The organism is Sphingomonas azotifigens NBRC 15497, from assembly GCF_002091475.1.
Taxonomy (GTDB): Bacteria; Pseudomonadota; Alphaproteobacteria; order Sphingomonadales; family Sphingomonadaceae; genus Sphingomonas; species Sphingomonas azotifigens.
The window spans coordinates 1-17,163 of the sequence record NZ_BCTR01000064.1 but is presented as its reverse complement, the minus strand read 5'-3'; the positions used below and the strand labels follow the sequence as shown (position 1 = coordinate 17,163).

At 67.2% G+C, this 17,163-nt stretch carries 13 protein-coding genes; 2 read left to right on the top strand and 11 right to left on the bottom strand.

Annotated features, from left to right (window positions below):
• Positions 1–34 precede the first annotated feature (34 nt).
• From SAZ01S_RS19155 to SAZ01S_RS19105, 11 genes are all read right to left on the bottom strand, one after another.
• Positions 35–1,471, bottom strand: a complete 1,437-nt coding sequence (locus SAZ01S_RS19155) for an efflux transporter outer membrane subunit (RefSeq protein WP_084583881.1) — start codon at positions 1,469–1,471, stop codon at positions 35–37.
• Entirely contained in the window at positions 1,468–4,641 is a 3,174-nt protein-coding gene (locus SAZ01S_RS19150) for an efflux RND transporter permease subunit (RefSeq protein ID WP_084583880.1), read from the bottom strand. The genes SAZ01S_RS19155 and SAZ01S_RS19150 overlap by 4 nt, the downstream gene beginning before the upstream one ends.
• Positions 4,638–7,754: an efflux RND transporter permease subunit gene (locus SAZ01S_RS19145; RefSeq protein WP_139810152.1), complete on the bottom strand. Its 3,117-nt coding sequence runs from the start codon at positions 7,752–7,754 to the stop codon at positions 4,638–4,640. Before SAZ01S_RS19145 ends, SAZ01S_RS19150 begins: the two co-directional genes overlap by 4 nt.
• Before the next feature lie 8 nt (positions 7,755–7,762).
• A complete protein-coding gene (locus tag SAZ01S_RS19140; protein WP_084583878.1) occupies positions 7,763–8,908 on the bottom strand; it encodes an efflux RND transporter periplasmic adaptor subunit in 1,146 nt (381 codons plus the stop codon).
• Between the two features lie 34 nt (positions 8,909–8,942).
• Complete coding sequence (locus tag SAZ01S_RS19135; protein WP_084583877.1) at positions 8,943–9,764, bottom strand: hypothetical protein; 822 nt, start codon at positions 9,762–9,764, stop codon at positions 8,943–8,945.
• A gap of 104 nt (positions 9,765–9,868) precedes the next feature.
• Positions 9,869–10,342 (bottom strand): RcnB family protein, encoded by a 474-nt coding sequence (locus SAZ01S_RS19130; protein ID WP_084583876.1) that lies wholly within the window; start codon positions 10,340–10,342, stop codon positions 9,869–9,871.
• Between the two features lie 80 nt (positions 10,343–10,422).
• Positions 10,423–11,106 (bottom strand): DUF4410 domain-containing protein, encoded by a 684-nt coding sequence (locus SAZ01S_RS19125; RefSeq protein ID WP_084583875.1) that lies wholly within the window; start codon positions 11,104–11,106, stop codon positions 10,423–10,425.
• A gap of 52 nt (positions 11,107–11,158) precedes the next feature.
• Positions 11,159–12,514, bottom strand: coding sequence for an ATP-binding protein (locus SAZ01S_RS19120; protein ID WP_084583874.1), 1,356 nt, complete (start codon positions 12,512–12,514; stop codon positions 11,159–11,161).
• On the bottom strand, positions 12,508–13,233 hold the full coding sequence (locus tag SAZ01S_RS19115; protein ID WP_084583873.1) for a response regulator: 726 nt from the start codon (positions 13,231–13,233) through the stop codon (positions 12,508–12,510). Before SAZ01S_RS19115 ends, SAZ01S_RS19120 begins: the two co-directional genes overlap by 7 nt.
• A 119-nt stretch (positions 13,234–13,352) precedes the next feature.
• The gene (locus tag SAZ01S_RS19110; RefSeq protein WP_084583872.1) at positions 13,353–13,640 is read right to left on the bottom strand and encodes an EF-hand domain-containing protein; all 288 of its coding nucleotides are present in this window, start codon (positions 13,638–13,640) and stop codon (positions 13,353–13,355) included.
• A gap of 386 nt (positions 13,641–14,026) precedes the next feature.
• The gene (locus tag SAZ01S_RS19105) at positions 14,027–14,920 is read right to left on the bottom strand and encodes an AraC family transcriptional regulator (protein ID WP_084583871.1); all 894 of its coding nucleotides are present in this window, start codon (positions 14,918–14,920) and stop codon (positions 14,027–14,029) included.
• 189 nt (positions 14,921–15,109) lie between these two features.
• Between SAZ01S_RS19105 and SAZ01S_RS19100 the strand changes: the two genes are divergently transcribed.
• Complete coding sequence (locus SAZ01S_RS19100; protein ID WP_084583870.1) at positions 15,110–15,841, top strand: SDR family oxidoreductase; 732 nt, start codon at positions 15,110–15,112, stop codon at positions 15,839–15,841.
• 971 nt (positions 15,842–16,812) lie between these two features.
• A partial coding sequence (locus SAZ01S_RS23810) for a hypothetical protein (RefSeq protein WP_218018125.1) occupies positions 16,813–17,163 on the top strand: 351 nt, incomplete at its 3' end.

Genomic DNA, 17,163 nt, shown 5'->3' with positions numbered 1-17,163 from the left:
ATACACGCCGGTGGGTGCGCGCTTCCACGTCCGCTTACTGCGGTCGCAGTACTCCCCAACCGCCACCAATCGCCTGAATCAGCGAAACCGTCGCCACTTGCCGGTTCGTCACCGCCTCCACCTCGGCCTGGCGAGCCGATAGGGCGGTGGTTTGGGCGGTGACGACAACAGTATAGTCGGTCTGGCCGGCGAGATACTGGTTCATGGCGATTGCCTGCGCTTGGACCGCTGCGGTGGCGGCTGCGCCGCGCTCGTCGGCGACGGTCGCCAGCACCCGAACGGCCGCGAGGCCGTCCTCGGTCTGCTGAAACGCAGTCAGCACCGCCTGGCGATAGGCGGCCGCCGCCTGTTCATACGCGGCAAGCGCTTCCCGGACGCGTGCCGAGCGCGCGCCGCCATCGAAGATCGTCTGGGCGGCACTCGTGCCCAGCGACCACAGGCTGGCGGGGGCGGAGAACAGGCTGCCTAGCGCACCCCCGTTGGTCTGGGCGGACCCGGAGAGCGACAGGGTGGGGAAGAACGCCGCCCGCTGGACGCCGATCGCGGCGTTCGCCGCCGCGACGCGTCGTTCGGCGGCGGCAACGTCCGGGCGGCGCTGGACAATCGCGCCGGGCAGCACCGCGGGTACTTGCGGCACGGTGCGGTCCCATGCTGCCGGCGCGATCGAGAAGCGCGAGGGGTTGGCGCCGACCAGCACGGCGATGGCATGTTCGTAGATCGCCCGCTGCCGTGCGAGATCCGCTTGTTGCGCCCGGGCATTGCGGAGCTGGGTTTCGGCCTGGAAGACATCCGCCTGCGAGACGATGCCCTCGCGGAAGCGGTTCCGGGTGATCGTCAGCGATCGATCATAGGCCGCGCTGGTTTCCGCCAGCAAGGCTGCCTGGGCGTCGATCCCGCGCAGCTGGAAATAGTCGCTGGCCAGCTCGCCCTGCGCGGCCAGCGTCGCGTTGCGCAGGTCGCCCGCGCTCGCCTGCGCCGCCGCGCCGGCCTGCCGGGTGGCGTTGCCCACCCGGCCCCAAAGGTCCGGCTGCCAGGTCGCGCCGAGCGCCAGCGACGAGGTGGTGCCGCGACTGAGCGTCGCGGTGCCGCCCGATCCGCCCGGCACGATGCCGGTCGTTCCGCCGTCGAAGCTTTCGCTGCGGCTGGCGCTGCCATTGAGGTCCAGGCTGGGGAACAGGCCGGCCCGGCTTTCCCGCACCGCTGCCTGCGCTTGGCGATAGGCGGCGGCATAGGCGGCGACGTTCTGGTTGGAGATCGCGACCCGGGCCTCCAGCGCGTCGAGATCGCGATCGCCGAACAGTTTCCACCATTCGCCCTTCGCCACGTCGTCGGCCGGCGCGGCGCTGGTCCAGCCTGGCGCTTCCTTGAAGGTCGCGGGCAGCGTCATTGCCGGGCGCTGATACTCGGGCGCGAGCGAGCAGCCGGCCAATCCGGTCAGCGCGAGTAGCGGGAGGAGGGAGGCGCGGTTCATGCGGGCGAGGTTTCCTGTGGCGGCACGGTGCGCGCCGGGCGGGGGCGCTCGCGCCGGGCGAACCGGTCGAGCACGACATAGATGACGGGCGTGGTGAGCAGCGTCAGCACCTGACTGACCATCAGCCCACCGAAGATCGCTGCGCCGAGCGGCCGGCGCAGCTCCGCGCCGGCGCCGAAGCCGATCGCCAGCGGCACCGCGCCCAGCGCGGCGGCAAGCGTGGTCATCAGGATCGGGCGGAAGCGCAGCAGCGATGCCTCGCGGATCGCCTCGATCGCGCTCAGCCCGCGCGTCCGCTCTGCCTCGAGGGCGAAGTCGATGATCAGGATCGCGTTCTTCTTGACGATGCCGATCAGCAGGAGGATGCCGATTGCGCCGATCAGGTCGAACTGGAGGCCGAACAGCATCAGCGTGGCGATCGCGCCCAGCCCGGCGGAGGGGAGGGTGGAGAGCACCGTCAGCGGGTGAACCCAGCTTTCGTAGAGCACGCCCAGCACGATATAGATCGCGACGAGGGCGAGCCCGATCAGCAGCGGGATCGACGCCATCGAGCGCTGGAACAGCTGGGCGGTGCCGGCAAAACCGCCATGGACAGCGCCGTCCTTCGCGCGGATCCTGCCCATTGCCTGCTCGACCATGCGCGATGCCTGGCCGAGCGAGACGCCGGGCGCGAGGTTGAACGCGATGGTGGCGGAAGGCACGCCCCCCTGGTGATTGACCTGCGCTGGGGCCGAGGCATCGCTCCAGCGCGCAAAGGCACCGAGCGGGATCATCGTCGCCGCCTTGGTGTTGACGGGTGCGCCGCCGGCGGCGTCGCGATTGGCGCTCGGCCCCTGCTGGCCGCTGCCCGTAAGCGGGCCGGTGGGAACATGGATGTGCGACAATCCGTCCGGGGAGGCCGCGATGCCCGGCGCCACGCCCATCACGACATGATATTGGTTGAGCCCGCTATAGATGATCGACACCTGACGCTGGCCGAAGGCGTCGTACAGGGTCTGGTCGACCGCAGCCGGGGTAATGCCCAGCCGCGCGGCGGTATCGCGCAGGACCTCGACATAGGCGCTCGCGGCGCCCGCGCTCATGTCGTTGTCGACATCGGTGACGAGGTCGGGCCGGGCGCGCAGCATGGCGGCGAGCTGGTCGGCGGCTGCCTGGAGCCGGGGAGCATCGGGGGCGGTCAGCGTATATTGATAGGTCGCGTTGGATTGCCGGCCGCCGGTGCGCAGATCCTGGACGGGGTTGAGGAAGGTCGTGGTGCCAGTGAACCTGTCGAGCGCGGGGCGCAGCCGTTCCACCACGTCGCGGGCCGAGGCCCGGCGCTCGCCTTGGGGCTTGAGCGTCAGGAAGAGGAAGCCGCCGCCGATGCGCTGGCCGCCGGTGAACGCCACGACGTTCGCAACTGCCCGATCCGCCTTGATCGTCGCGGCGATGCCGCGCAGCCGTTCGTCGAGGGCGCCGAACCCCATCGCCTGATCCGCGCGGACGGCGCCGAGAATCGAGCCGGTATCCTCATCGGGGAACAGGCCCTTGGGGACGCCCGCCATCAATGCGACCTGGAGGAGCAGCGCCGCGATCAGCATCAGGATGGTGACGGCGCGATGGGCGAGCGCCCAGTCGAGCAGGCGGGCATAGCCCTGCTGCACCGCGCCGAACAGGCGATCGAAGCGGCTCTCGCGCGGTCGCCGCACCGGGCGCCCGCGCAGGAGGAGCGCGCTCAGCATCGGCGTGGTGGTGAGCGACAGCACCAGGCTGATCAGCACCGCGATCGTCATCGTCTGGGCGAATTCGTTGAACAGGCGCCCGGCCAGCCCGCCCATGAAGAGCAGGGGGATGAACACCGTGACGAGGCTCAGCGAGATCGACAGCACCGTGAAGCCGACCTCGCCTGCGCCGCGCAGGGCGGCTTCGAACGGCTTCATCCCGTCCTCGACATGGCGCTGGATATTCTCCAGCACCACGATCGCATCGTCGACGACGAAGCCGGTCGCAACCGTCAGCGCCATCAGCGACAGATTGTTGAGGCTGAACCCCGCCAGGTACATAACCGCCAGCGTGCCCGCGAGCGACACGATCGTCGCCACCGCCGGCACCACGGTCGCCCGCCAGGATTGCAGGAAGATCCCGACCACCGCGACCACCAGCAGCACCGCGATCACCAGCGTCAGCTCCACTTCGTGCAGCGACGAGCGGATGGTGATCGAGAGGTCGGCCGCGGGGTCGAGCCGGATGTCGGCGGGGATCGAGGCGCGCAGCGCGGGCAATTGCGCATTCACCAGGTCGATGGTGCGGACGATGTTGGCGCCCGGCTGGCGGCTGATCAGGATGTCGAGCGCGCGGCTGCCGTTGAAATAACCGGCGGTGCGGACGTCTTCCGGGCCGGTGCGCACCTTGGCGACGTCGGACAGGCGCACGGCTGCGCCGCCCCGCCAGGCGACGATCAGCCCGGTATAATCCTCTGCCCGCAGCGTCGGCGTGGCGGTGGTGAGCAGCCACGATGTCCTGCTGTCCTCGATCACCCCCTTGGGGCGATTGGCCGCGCTCGACTGAATGGCGGTGCGCACGTCCTCGAGCGGAATGCCGTAGCGGTTGAGCGCATCGGGATCGAGATCGACGCGCACCGCGGGCAGCGAGGCACCGGCCAGCTGCACGTCGCCGACCCCCGGCACCTGAAGCAGCCGCTGCTGTACGGTTGCCGCCACCGCATCATAGACCTGTGCCGGCGAGCGCGTGCTGGAGGTGAGCGACAGGATGAGGATCGGTGCGGCGGCGGGGTTGATCTTGCGATAGCCGGGGTTGGTCCGCAGGGTCGCGGGCAGGTCGCCGCGTGCGGCGTTGATCGCCGCCTGCACGTCGCGCGCGGCGCTGTCGGCATTGCGCGACAGGTCGAATTGCAGGGTGATCTGGGTGATGCCGACGTTCGAGCGTGAGGTGAGTTCGGTGAGGCCCGCGATCGACTGGAAGCGCTTTTCCAGCGGTGCGGCGACGCTCGACCCCATGGTTTGCGGGCTGGCCCCGGGCAGGGTGGCGGTGACGTTGATCGTCGGCAGGTCGATATCGGGCAGCGGTGCGACCGGCAGGCGGAAGAACGCGACGATCCCGGCGAGCAGGATGCCGAGCGTAAGCAGCATCGTTCCCACAGGCCGGCGGATGAAGGGCGCGGCGACGTTCATGCGGCGGCCACCGCCGGCGGCTCGCCACCGGGCCCTGCGCTCCAGCGCCGGCGCAGCCGCTCGAAGCCGAGAAAGATCACCGGCGTGGTGAACAGGGTCAGCGCCTGGCTGACGATCAGGCCGCCGGCAATCGCGATGCCGAGCGGCTGGCGCAGCTCACTGCCGATGCCCTGGCCGAAGATCATCGGCAGCGCCGCCATCAGCGCTGCGAAGGTGGTCATCATGATCGGGCGGAAGCGCAGCCGCGCCGCCTCGCGGATTGCGCTTTCCGCATCCTTGCCTTCGGTCCGTTCGGCGTCGAGCGCGAAGTCGATCATCATGATCGCGTTCTTCTTCACGATGCCGATCAGCAGCACGATGCCGATGATACCAATCACCCCCAGGTCATTGCCCGTCACCAGCAGCGCGAGCAGCGCCCCCACGCCGGCCGATGGCAGCGTCGAGAGGATCGTGACGGGGTGGATATAGCTCTCATAGAGCACCCCCAGCACGATATAGACGACGATGATCGCGGCGAGGATCAGCCAACCTTCATTGGACAGGCTGGCCCGGAAGGCGTCGGCCGAGCCGATGAACGTCGTGTCGATCGTCGCGGGCATCCCGATCCGCTGCTCGACGCGCTGGATCTCGGCGACGGCGTGGCCGAGCGACTGGCCGGGCGCGAGGTCGAAGCCGATTGTCACGGAGGGGAACTGGCCGATCCGATGGACCGCAAGTCGCGCGGGATGGGTTTCGAACCGCGCTACGGTGGACAGCGGCACCTGCGAGCCTCCGCTGGTCGGCAGGTAGACGCGGCCGAGATCGGCGGGCGCGGTGACGGCGCCGGGCGCGCTTTCCAGGATCACGCGATACTGGTTGGACTGGGTGAAGATCGTCGAGACGATCCGCTGGCCGAAGGCGTTGTAGAGCGCGGCATCCACCGCCGCCGCGCTGACGCCCAGCCGCGCGGCGGAATCGCGGTTGACGGCGACGGTAATGCCATTGCCCTGCGCCTGCACGTCCGAGGCGACACTGGCGAGCGCGCGGTCGCTGCGCAGCGCCGCAACGAGGCGCGCGGACCATTGGTCGAGCGCCGCCTGATCGCCGCCCTGCAGGGCGAGGCGATAGGTGGTGGGCCCGGTTTCCGTGTCGATGGTCAGATCCTCGACGGGCCGTACATGGAAGGTCAGCCCCTCCAGCGCAGCCGCGCGCCGCTTCAGGTCGCCGATCACCTGGTTCAGCCGGGCGCGATCGCCCTTGTCCTTCAGGTTGATCAGCATCCGGCCCTGGTTGGGCGCGGCATTCTGGGGATCGACGCCGATAGCGGCATTGAGGCTCGCCACCGCAGGATCGGTGAGCAGCGCGCCGGCGAGCCGCTGCTGTATCGCCGCCATCGCCTCGAACGACGCGGCGTGATCGGCGACGAACACCGCCTGGAGCTGGCCGTTGTCCTGCTGGGGAAACAGGCCCTTGGGGATCGCGACGAACAGCAGCGCGGTGAGGCCGAGGCTGGCGGCGAAGACGACCAGCGTCAGCGTCTGCCGTACCAGCACCCAGTCGAGGGCCCTGGCATAGCCATTGGCGAGCCGGTCGAACTGGCGCAGCGTCCAGGTGGAGACATGCGCGCGGCGTTCGCCTTCGTCGCGCAGCCAGCGCGCCGAGAGCATCGGCGTCAGCGTGAGCGCTACCACCGCCGAGATCAGGATGGTGATCGCGAGCGTGACGGCGAATTCGCGGAACAGCCGTCCCACCACGTCGCCCATGAAGAGCAGCGGGATCAGCACCGCGATCAGCGAGAGGGTGAGCGATACGATGGTGAAGCCGATCTCGGCCGAGCCGCGCAGCGCGGCGGCCATCGGCCCGGCGCCGTCCTCGCGGTGGCGCTGGATGTTCTCGATCACCACGATCGCGTCGTCGATCACGAAGCCGCTGGCGATGGTGAGCGCCATCAGCGTGAGGTTGTTGAGGCTGAACCCCAGCAGCTGCATCGCGGCGAAGGTGCCGATGATCGAGAGCGGCACGGAGACGCTGGCGACCAGCGTGGCGCGGAGGTCGCCGAGGAAGAAGAAGATCGCCAGCATCACCAGCAGCACGGCGAGGACCAGCTCGACCTGCACATCGTCGACCGAGGCGCGGATGCCGGTCGTCCGATCGGCGAGCAGGTGCGCGCGCACGTCCGCCGGCAGCGCCTGTTGCAGCGCGGGCAGGGCATGCTTGATCGCGTCGGTCGTGGCGACCACGTTCGCCCCCGGCTGGCGGCGCACGTCCAGGACGATCGCGGGCTTGCCGTTCATGAAGCCGGCAACGCGCGCATTCTCCTGTGCCTGCACCACCTTGGCGACATCGCCGATGCGAACCGCCGCGCCGTCTACATGCTGGATGATCTGGTCGCGATAGCTCTCCACGGTCTGCAACTGATCGTTGGAATCGATGATCCAGGAGCGCGTGTCGCCGTCGAAGCTGCCTTTGGCCGCGTTGACGCTGGCATTGGTGATCGCGGTGCGCAGCTGATCGAGCGACAGGCCGCGCGCGGCGAGCGCGGCCATGTCGGCCTGGATCCGCAGCGCAGGCCGCTGTCCTGCCCCTAGTGTAACCTGGCCGACGCCGGACATCTGCGCAATCTTGGTGGCGATCCGCTGGTCGACCAGATCCTGCACCTCCGGAATAGGCCGCAGGTTCGACGTGAAGGCGAGCGTCAGCACCGGCGCGTCTGCCGGATTGACCTTGGCATAGCTGGGCGGGGCAGGCAGATCGTTGGGCAGCAGCGCATTGGCGGCGTTGATCGCTGCCTGCACTTCCTGTTCGGCCACGTCGAGCGTCTGGTCGAGCCGGAATTGCAGCGTGATGACCGAGCTGCCGACCGAGGAGACGGACTTCATCCGCGCCAGCCCCGCCATCTGGCCGAACTGGCGCTCCAGCGGTGCGGTGACGGTGGCCCCCATCACGTCCGGCCCGGCGCCGGGATAGCTGGTGGTGACCTGGATCGTCGGATAATCGACCTCCGGCAGCGCCGACAGCGGCAGCTCGCGATAGCCGATCAACCCAGCGAGCAGGATCGCGATCATCAGCAGCGTCGTCGCCACCGGGCGTTCGATGAAAAGCCGGGACGGATTGGCTCGGCCTCGATCGGCCATGGCTTCGCTCATTGGCGCGCGGCGTCCAGATCCGCCAGCGGCGCGACCTTGATGCCCTCGTCCAGCGCGTCCGCGCCGGTGCTGACGACCGTCTCTCCGGCGGTGATGCCCGACAGGATGGCGACCTGGCTCCCGAGCGAAGGGCCGGTCTTCACGCGCCGCAGATGCACCACCTTGTCGCTGCCGACCACGAACAGGAAGTCGCCCTGGTCGCCGTGCCGGAGCGCACTGACCGGAACGGTAACGGCATTGGCGATGGTGCCCGTCCGCACCGAGACGTTGACGAACTGATTGGGAAACAGTCTGCCGCCGGCATTGGCGAAGCGCGCCTTTGCCGTGACCGTGCCGGTGGCGGGATCGGCCTGGTTGTCGATCGCGAGCAGCGATCCTTCAGCCAGCGCCTGCGACGATGCCTGGTCGAGCGCGCGCACCGGCGCACCTTGCGCGCGCATCAGCGAGCCGATCTGTGCCTGCGGCACCGCGAATGATACGTCGATCGGATCCTCGACCGTCACCACGAATACGCCATTGCCGTCGCTTGGGCTCACATAGGTGCCGATATCCGTCTTGCGCAGGCCGACACGCCCAGCCACCGGCGCGACCAGATCGGTGTAGCGCAGGTTCAGCCGCGCATTGTCCACCGCTGCGCGGTCGGCGGTGACGGTCCCCTCGAGCTGACGAACGCTGGCCTGCTGGCTGTCGACTTGCTGCCTTGCGATCGAATTTTCGGCGAGCAGCCGCTGATAGCGGGCGAGATCGAGCCGAGCGTTGGCAAGCTGTGCCATGTCGCGCGCTAGGTTGCCCTGCGCCTGCGCGATTGCGATCCGATAGGGGCGCGGATCGATCTGCGCGAGGCGCTGTCCCTTGGCGACCATCTGGCCTTCCTTGACGTCGATCGCGAAGATCGTGCCCGAGAGCTGCGCCCGCACTGTGGCGGAGACCACCGGCTGCACCGTGCCGATGACTGCAAGGGTCTGCGGCACGTCCTGTCGGGTCGCGCGGGCGACGCCGACCCGCGGCGGTGCGCTTGCCACCTGCTCCCGCTTGGGGTGCCGCATCAGCATCACCGCGCCAACGATGACAAGGATCGTGATGGCGCAGGCGATCAGTAAGATGCGCCGGGACGTGCGGCGCGTGCGAGGCTGGTCGGTCATTGGCTGGGCGATTTCCGGGGTGAATCGTGCAGGATCAGGGGCGGGGAGGCTGCGCGGCGTCCACGGGGATCGTTTCGCCCCGCGGCGTGGCGGGGAAGGGCCGCGGCACTGCGATGCCCTGTGGCGAGAGGCGGAACGCGAAGGGATAGCGCGTGCCGTTCCATTCGATCTGCATCCGGATCTCTGCCGGCAGCGGCATCTTCTTGTCGAAGGGGACCACCACGGCCCCGCCGAAGCTGTTGCCCGGGTCGACCGTCGTCGTCTGGAGCACGCTGCCGTCGATCCGGTCGAGCGTATAGTCCAGCTTGCGGTCGATGCCGTGGATCACGATCGCCCCGGCTGCCACCGCGGCGGTGGTGCCGACGATCCCCGGCGTATCGTCTTCCCATCGGATGGTGCGGCCATAGGCGCCGTGCGGCGTGTAGACGCGCTGGTGATAGCTGTAGCTGTTCGACATGGTCGATGCCGCGCCCGCCACCACGCCGGTGATCAATGCCGCGGCGATCTTGCGGTCGCGCGCCTGGTCGCGCGCCTGCGCCATCAGCTGATCATGCGTCGGCAGATAGGCGGGGACGCCATTGATGCTGACGTCGACATTCTCGATGCCGAAATTGCCAGGCCATCGGCTCTTGTTGAACACGGCGATCCCAAGCGTGATCTGCCCCTTCTCGATCGACAGCGGCCGGACCTCGACCGCGCCTTCGGGCAGCTCGAGATTGACGGTTACCCGCCCGCGATCATAGCGGGCGGTCTCCGCGCCGATCTTCACCGGATACAGCGCCAGCGGCGTTGCCGCGATCGCAGTGCCGGTCACCGCCAGAGCCGAGGCCGCGGCTACCAATTTGCTGAAAACCATGGATGGTCCTTTTGTATCGAAGGGGGTGGGCGCCGCGCCTCCGGAGTTCGCGGCGCCCCGCCGGGCCGGTTCGGGGTGGGGGCAAGCCGGCCAGGCGTAGGGAATCACCAGCCGCCGGCCACCGACTGCACGATCACGCCGGTGGACGTGGCGGCGAGCACCATGCCGGGGCCTGCATAATACCAGGCATAGCCTGCGGGGGCGGGCGCCAGGCCATATGCCGCCGGCGCAACCACCACATAGGCGCGCATCGGCACCGGCAGGACGACGCCCGCAACGAAAGGCCGCTGCCAATAGCCGCGCGGTATCGCGTAATAGCCATAGCCCGGCGCGAAATAATATCCTCGGCGCGGGCCGACATAGCCGACAAAGGCAGGCTGGCCTCGCCACCAGCCGGGCCTGCTGCGGTCGACCACCACCACGTGCGTGCGGGCGGGGCCCCGATCGACGATGATCGCGCGACCGGATGGTGGGCCTTGGCGATGGATCTGTGCATTGGCACCCGTTGGGAACAGGACTGCCGCACCGCAGCCGGCGATCAGCGCCAGTGCCGGGCGTGTCGCATAAAACCGCTTCATGACAGGGCTCCTTCTTTCTTCCTGCCCCCGTTCTACCGTGCCATTGCAAGGCACCTTCGCGGGGTTTGTCAGCGATTGTGTCATGCGCCGGTGCCATGCTGGTCGCCGGCCGCCTCGGTCGGCCAATTCCACCCCGCTTCACCGTATCGGCGCTTCAGCTGCTGGAGGATCGCCCTGTCGAGCCTGGCGACGGCACGGCCGAGCCCTTCCCGCAGGCCCAGCGTCCCGCTGGCCGCCAGCGGGATCAGACTTACCGACCCGGCCGTCGCCAGCCCGATCCCGACCGGCAAGACCAGTCCGGGACGGGGCTGGGTCCAGGCGTTACCGTCAAAGGCGAGCTGTGGTTGGCTATCCCCACGCACCTCTAAGCGCACCTTTGCCGACAATGTCGCGCGGCCCGCGCCAAAGCCGATGGTCATGCGCTTGACGAAACTGCCCCGGTCGATTGCGTGGACCGACACGCTCAGAAGGGCGGGGGCGACGTTCGACGTCACGCGATCATGATCTACGACGCGAAGTCCGGTTTTGCGCAAGCGCTGGGCAAGGTCGCGTCCGATCTGCGCAGCGGCCCAGCGTCCCGCCTCATCGGCCTTCGCGTTGCCGGTCGGCGCGTACACGGCATCGACCATGATCGCGGCGGGCGCGGCAGGGATCGCCGCGGCGCGCTGCACATTGCTCAGCCGGCTGGTCGCGCACCCTGCGAGCATGCCGGCAAAGGCCAGAGAGGCGCTTGCGCGCAGGCAAGTGCTGGGATGGGTTTTCATGGGAGCGATCTTTGCCACCCCCGTGCCGCGTCCATATGCGCGGATTGTAAGCTTATGTAACGGCCGTGGCGTCCGCGTCCGGCAGGGTGAGAATGGCGCGCAAACCGCCTTCCTGGCGGTTCTCCAACCGCAGGGTTCCGCCGAAGCGATGCGCGAGCGCTTGCACGATCGAAAGCCCCAATCCGACGCCCCCGGTGTGCCGCGCGCGCGAGGATTCGAGCCGCATGAAAGGCTCTATCAATTCCGGCAGCCGGTCGTCCGGCACGCCGGGGCCGTCATCTTCGACGCTGAGGAAGATCGTTCCGCCCGCGCGCGCAACCGCGATGGTGACGGCGGTGCCGCCATAGCGCTCCGCATTGTCGAGCAGGTTGGCGAGCATCCGCCGCAGGGCCAGCGGCGTGACCTTCGCCCGCCAGCCGACGCAATCTCCGACCAGCCGGATCTGCTCGCCCATCTCCCAGCGTGTGTGCAGGACCTCGGCCAATTGCGCGTGCAGGTCGATCACCGCGCCTTGTTCCCCCCATTCGGGGCCCGGCCGGGCAAAGGTCAGCGCATCGTCGATCAGGCTACGCATCTCGAGCAGGTCGCGCTCGGCGAGCGCTCGCTGCTCCTCGTCGTCGATGAAGTCGCTGCGCAGTTCCAGCCTGGTTAGGTACGTGCGGAAATCATGGGCGACCGCGGCGATGATGCGCGTTCGCTCCTCGAGCAGCGCGTGGAGGCGCACCCGCATCTGGAGAAACGCCTCGCCCAGTTCCTTCATTTCGCGCGGACCGTGCGTCACCAGCGCGTTGGGATCGTCCTGCCGCACTGCCCTAGCCAGCCGCTCAACGGGGCCGGTGGTGAGCGCCGCGAGCCAGACGATCACCAGAATATCGAGCACCAGCACCGCAATGCCGACGATCGACAGCCGCTTGAGAAACCGGGCGACCGGCATAGGGATTGCCCGCTGGATCTCCACCGCGCTACCGTTGGGCAACGCGACGATCACGCGGAACGGACTATTCGACAACAGTGGCTGCTCCGCCAGGCTCCCCAGAATGTCATGGCCATTCGCCTCGATACGGAACGGTCGTCCACCGAGCGCCTGGCGATAGCGTGCGACCGCGTCGGACCCGGCCATGTCCGCATCGGCGCGGGCGAAGGGGGCGCGGTCCTCCAGCAGTCGCACATTCTGCCGGTCGTCCTGAAACGCGCGGACGAGATCGGGGTAGGTCTCCGGCGGCGCCCGCTCGAACGCAGTGACGATCGCGGCGACTCGATCGGGAACCGGCATCATGTACAGCCGGTCGTGGTCCTTCGGCCCCAGCCGTACGAACGCGACCAGCATGCCGGTAAGGAGCAGCGCGTGGAGCAGGATGATTGCGCCGATCCGCTGGCGCAGCGTCGTGCGCCCCAGCCAGCTCAGCATCGCTTCACCGACGGCGCGAACAGATAGCCGTCGCCGCGCACCGTGCGGATCAGCGCCGGCTCGCGCGGATCGTCGCCCAGCTTGCGCCGCAACCGGCCGATCTGAACATCGATCACGCGATCCGTCGGGGCCGCCAGGCCGCCGCGCGTCCAATCGATCAGGAACTCGCGGGACAAAATGCGCTGGGCGTTCTGGACGAGCGCGTTGAGCAAGTCGAACTCGCCCGTCGTCAGCGTCACGGGATTGCCGGCAGGGTCCAGCAGGTCGCGCGGCGCGACGCGCAGCAGCCAGCCGTTGAACTGGAAATTCTCCCCGATGCCGCCCGCCGGGATCGCCGCAATGTCGCGCGTGCGCCGGATGATCGAGCGTACCCGCGCAAGCAGCTCGCGCGAGTTGAACGGCTTGGCGAGATAATCGTCCGCGCCGAGTTCGAGCCCGACGATCCGATCGACCGGATCGTCTTTCGCCGTGACGATCAGAATGGGAAGCCGCGGCCAATGTGCCCGCAGCGTCCTGCAGATGTCGAGGCCGTCCTCGCCGGGCAGCATCAGATCGAGGATCAGGCAGTCGATCCGCTCGAGATTGCCCATCGCGAGCAAGGTCGCCGATCCGCCATGCGCCGACACGTCGTATCGCTCGCGCTGCAACAGCTTGGCGACCAGATCGCGTATGCCTGGATCGTCTTCGATTATCGCTACGGTGCCGGCGCTCTCGGACATGCTTTTCCAGTGGTTTCGGGAGAATGTACGGCAAGCCGGGTCGCATTTGAACGGGAGAATGGAACACCCGGCGCGGCAGCTTGGCCAGCTTCGTCCGTGCAGCCGCGCCTGCGCTCCGCTCAGCCGCCCCGGCCGTATTTGGCGCGCGCAGCCAGCAACTCGGCAATCGTCACCTTCCCATCGCCGTCGGCGTCGATCATCTTGAAGCCGCGTTCGCGTCGCCCAGCGGCTTTCCATTCGTCCAGGCTCAATGCGTCGTCGTGGTTGAGGTCCATCTCGGCGAACTTCGCCTTGGCCTGGTCCGGGGAAGGTGCCGTCTGGGCGCTCGCCGTGCCGGTGACGAGGGCCATCATGAGAGCGGTAACCAGTGTCGCCATAAGGGCGATAAGGACGTACAGGTGTCGCATCGACTTGCTCCGAAAATGCCATCGAGCCAGATCATCCGGCCTTGGTCCTCCGTAGCAGGTCGGCCTATCGGGCGTTCGCGTGCGTTATGTTCCATTGTGACAAATTGTGAAACATGGTCTCTAAAACGCTGGTCTCGGCGCGCCGCTCGCTCCAGCTGCTTTCGGGCCGTCTCGCATGGGTCTGTTGCAGCTTCGGGAACGCGGCAATGAACCGACGCTGTTTCGCGCGACGAGCGTGCGCATTCCGCCTCGCATCCGACTGATCGATGGCGGCGGAAGGTGGCGCGAAAGGTTCACGACCCACGGAAGCGTAGCTCTGTAAGCAACGACGAGCAGCAGACGCAGCCGATCGCCCCACGCAGGATCGAGAGGCCTCCGAACCTCACTCAAATCGCGACCGCCATCTTCGGCCTCGCCCGCAACCGCCCAACGTCGCGGACGGGCGGGGCGCCGAAGAGGCGACGATATTCGCGGCTGAACTGCGAGGGGCTGTCATAGCCGACGCGGAAGCCCGCCTCTGCCGCGTCGAGCCGATCGGCCAGCATTAGCGCTCGCGCTTCCTGCAACCGCAGTTGCTTCTGATATTGCAGCGGCGTCATAGCGGTGGCGCGGCGGAAATGGTCGTGGAAGCTCGACAGGCTCATGCCGGCAAGGGCGGCGAGGTGGGGCCCGCTGAACGGCTCGCGGAAATGGGCCTTGAGCCAGGCAATGGCCTGGGCGATCTGTCCGGTGCGGCTTTCACTGCTGGCGATGGCGCGCAGGGCGCCGCCGCCCGGTCCGGTCATCAGCCGCACCAGCAATTCCCGCTCGACCAGCGGCGCGAGCAGCGGCGCGTTCGCCGGATCGCCGAGCAGCGCCGTCAGCCGCGTCGCCGCGTCGATCAGTTCCGGCGTCATCGGGTGCAGCGTCATTGCGGCGCCATCCTCCGCGCCCGCCAGGGGCGGCAGGGTCAGCGCGATCTCCGACAGCAGGGCGGGGTCGAGATAGAGGCAGAAGCAGAGATAGGGCGCATCCGCGCTCGCCTGCGTCACCGCGCCCGTGATCGGCAGGTCGAGCGAGGCGACGAGATAGCTAGCGGGGCCATAGTCGATCACCGCGTCGCCGAGCAGCACGCGCTTGCCCCCTTGCGCGATAATGCACAAAGCCGGGCGCTGGATCATATGCACCGGCTCGCCGCTCTGGCTCGAGCGGACCAGCGCCAGGCGAGTGATGGGCGTGTCGATGATGCCGTCGCACTCGGCATATCGGGCAATCTGCTTGGCCAGTTCCTCATGCGCCATCCGCGCTACTCGCTTAGCTGCTTGGGGCTCCACCCTATAGAGCTGATGACAATCGATCCAGCCTGCCACCGGACATTTGGAATATCGTGCAATGATTGCGCATGACCATTCTACCACCCGCGATCCAGATGGCGCCATCTACGGGACATCGGATCGAGGGTGCGGTCCGCCTGAACAGGAGCGACTATCATGGCTATCGAAGACAAGGTCATCGCGATCACCGGCGCCAGCAGCGGTATCGGCGAAAGCACGGCGAGGCTGCTGGCGGCTCGTGGCGCGAAGCTGATGCTGGGCGCGCGCCGCACCGATAGGCTCGCCGCGCTAGACGAAGAATTGAACGCGGCGGGCGGCACGGTCGGCTTCCGCTCGCTCGACGTCACCGACCGCGCCGACTTCGAGGCGTTCATCGCTGCGGCCGAGGCCGACTATGGCCGGGTCGATGTGCTGGTCAACAATGCGGGCCTGATGCCGCTGTCGCGCTTCGACAGCCTGAAGGTGGACGAATGGGACCGGATGATCGACGTCAATATCCGCGGCGTCCTCCACGGCATCGCCGCCGCGCTCCCGCGCTTCAAGGGGCAGGGCGGGGGCCAGTTCGTCAACATCTCCTCAATCGGTGGCTATGCCGTGTGGCCGACCTGCGGCGTCTACAGCGCGACCAAATATGCGGTGCGCGCCATCTCCGAGGCGCTGCGGATGGAGCATGACGACATTCGCGTGACCATCATCGCGCCGGGCGTGGTGGAATCGGAGCTGGCCCATACGATCACCGATCCAGTCGCGGCGCAGGCGATGGTCGATTTCCGTGCGATCGCGCTCACCCCGGACGCGATCGCCCGCGCCATCGCCTATGCGGTGGAGCAGCCGGCGGACGTGGACGTCAACACCCTGATCGTCCGGCCGGTTCGCTCGACGATCTGACGGGAATCGGGCATGCGCTCAAGGGTCGGGTACAGATGTGCCTGGCCTAACGAGCAGACCAACTTGCTTGAAACGTCGGCTATCGCGGCTTGATGCCGAAGGCTTCCAGGCCGCACCCGGTCTACGTTAGTCCATTTTCGAGTATAGGTCGTGGCAGCGGGCGGCACTTCATCCCACACCCGTCATTCGCAATCGTGCTTCCGAACGACAGGATCGTCCCATGGCCGGTCGACCTCGCGATCAGGTTCGACCTCAGCAATGGCCGCTTTCCAAGTTCCATCCATTGAAGAGACGAACGGGCGAACCTCCTAGGTGAGGATCATTCTAACTGCTCAAGACGCATCACATCATGCCGCTAAAGCAACCAAAATGTGTGGGACCAATTGTGGGGTGCCATCAAGCCAAATCGCGCAAAAGCGCTGTGTTGCGCCATTTTCTACTTGAAAATGGTGACCCCTACGGGCTTCTATGAAACTTGCTTAAGCGATTGTTAAATAATGACAATATGTTTCGGATGACAGTCCGGTACCATCAAAAGTACCATGAGTCCTTCGGACTGAATTTATCGCGTTGAGCGGGGAAGGGGGCAACGGTTACAGCGGAGCTTAGAGGCAAGCTCGTTCTTCCGAATCGTTCGGAGGGCTGTTGCTCAAATAGACGCCGAGAAGGGTTATCACGTCATCAGCGTCCGATCGCAGCCCGCCCCGCTGTGACCATCGCGCCGAAAGTCGTGGTACGCATGGACTGGTCATGCGACGCATGCCGCCACAAGCCCGCCGCCTGCGCGTGTGGTCGTGTCCATCATGCGCGACAGCGCGGTGATACAGGTCGCCGAATAGCAAGCAACCAAGGCCAAAATCGTTTCGCGCATATCGTTCGCGATTGTCCTTTGATGCTGTCCGAGCGAGTGTCTCGACATGGGTGCATATTTCGAATCACTGCGAATCCGTCGCTACCCGGCGCGATCCGCAATGTCCAAACATGTCCATGACGCACCTAGCCTCTGCATTCTGATTTCCGGAGGCTATGAGGAAAACATCCGCGGACGGCATGACGTCTATCTGGCCGGAAACCTGTCGTTCTGTCCGGCGCATGAGCCGCATTCGCAATCTATTGGCCGAGCCGGCGCTGCGAAGCTGCTGCTGACTCCCACACGCTCCGGCATGGAATTGCTTTCTGCCCATGCCCAACTCGCCGATGCGCCGGCGATCCGTGCCGATGCTGTCGCGACGATCGGTCGCCGGATGGTGGCCGAGATGTCGATCGATGACCCGTTCTCGGCAATCGCGATCGAGGGACTCGGCTGCGATCTGGTGGCGACC

Coding starts and splice junctions, on each gene's coding strand:
- SAZ01S_RS19115 (WP_084583873.1), bottom strand. CDS start 13,233: ATGTCCGAGAGCGCCGGCACCGTAGCGATAATCGAAGACGATCCAGGC.
- SAZ01S_RS19145 (WP_139810152.1), bottom strand. CDS start 7,754: ATGGCCGATCGAGGCCGAGCCAATCCGTCCCGGCTTTTCATCGAACGC.
- SAZ01S_RS19125 (WP_084583875.1), bottom strand. CDS start 11,106: ATGAAAACCCATCCCAGCACTTGCCTGCGCGCAAGCGCCTCTCTGGCC.
- SAZ01S_RS19130 (WP_084583876.1), bottom strand. CDS start 10,342: ATGAAGCGGTTTTATGCGACACGCCCGGCACTGGCGCTGATCGCCGGC.
- SAZ01S_RS19110 (WP_084583872.1), bottom strand. CDS start 13,640: ATGCGACACCTGTACGTCCTTATCGCCCTTATGGCGACACTGGTTACC.
- SAZ01S_RS19105 (WP_084583871.1), bottom strand. CDS start 14,920: ATGGCGCATGAGGAACTGGCCAAGCAGATTGCCCGATATGCCGAGTGC.
- SAZ01S_RS19120 (WP_084583874.1), bottom strand. CDS start 12,514: ATGCTGAGCTGGCTGGGGCGCACGACGCTGCGCCAGCGGATCGGCGCA.
- SAZ01S_RS19140 (WP_084583878.1), bottom strand. CDS start 8,908: ATGACCGACCAGCCTCGCACGCGCCGCACGTCCCGGCGCATCTTACTG.
- SAZ01S_RS19155 (WP_084583881.1), bottom strand. CDS start 1,471: ATGAACCGCGCCTCCCTCCTCCCGCTACTCGCGCTGACCGGATTGGCC.
- SAZ01S_RS19150 (WP_084583880.1), bottom strand. CDS start 4,641: ATGAACGTCGCCGCGCCCTTCATCCGCCGGCCTGTGGGAACGATGCTG.
- SAZ01S_RS19100 (WP_084583870.1), top strand. CDS start 15,110: ATGGCTATCGAAGACAAGGTCATCGCGATCACCGGCGCCAGCAGCGGT.
- SAZ01S_RS19135 (WP_084583877.1), bottom strand. CDS start 9,764: ATGGTTTTCAGCAAATTGGTAGCCGCGGCCTCGGCTCTGGCGGTGACC.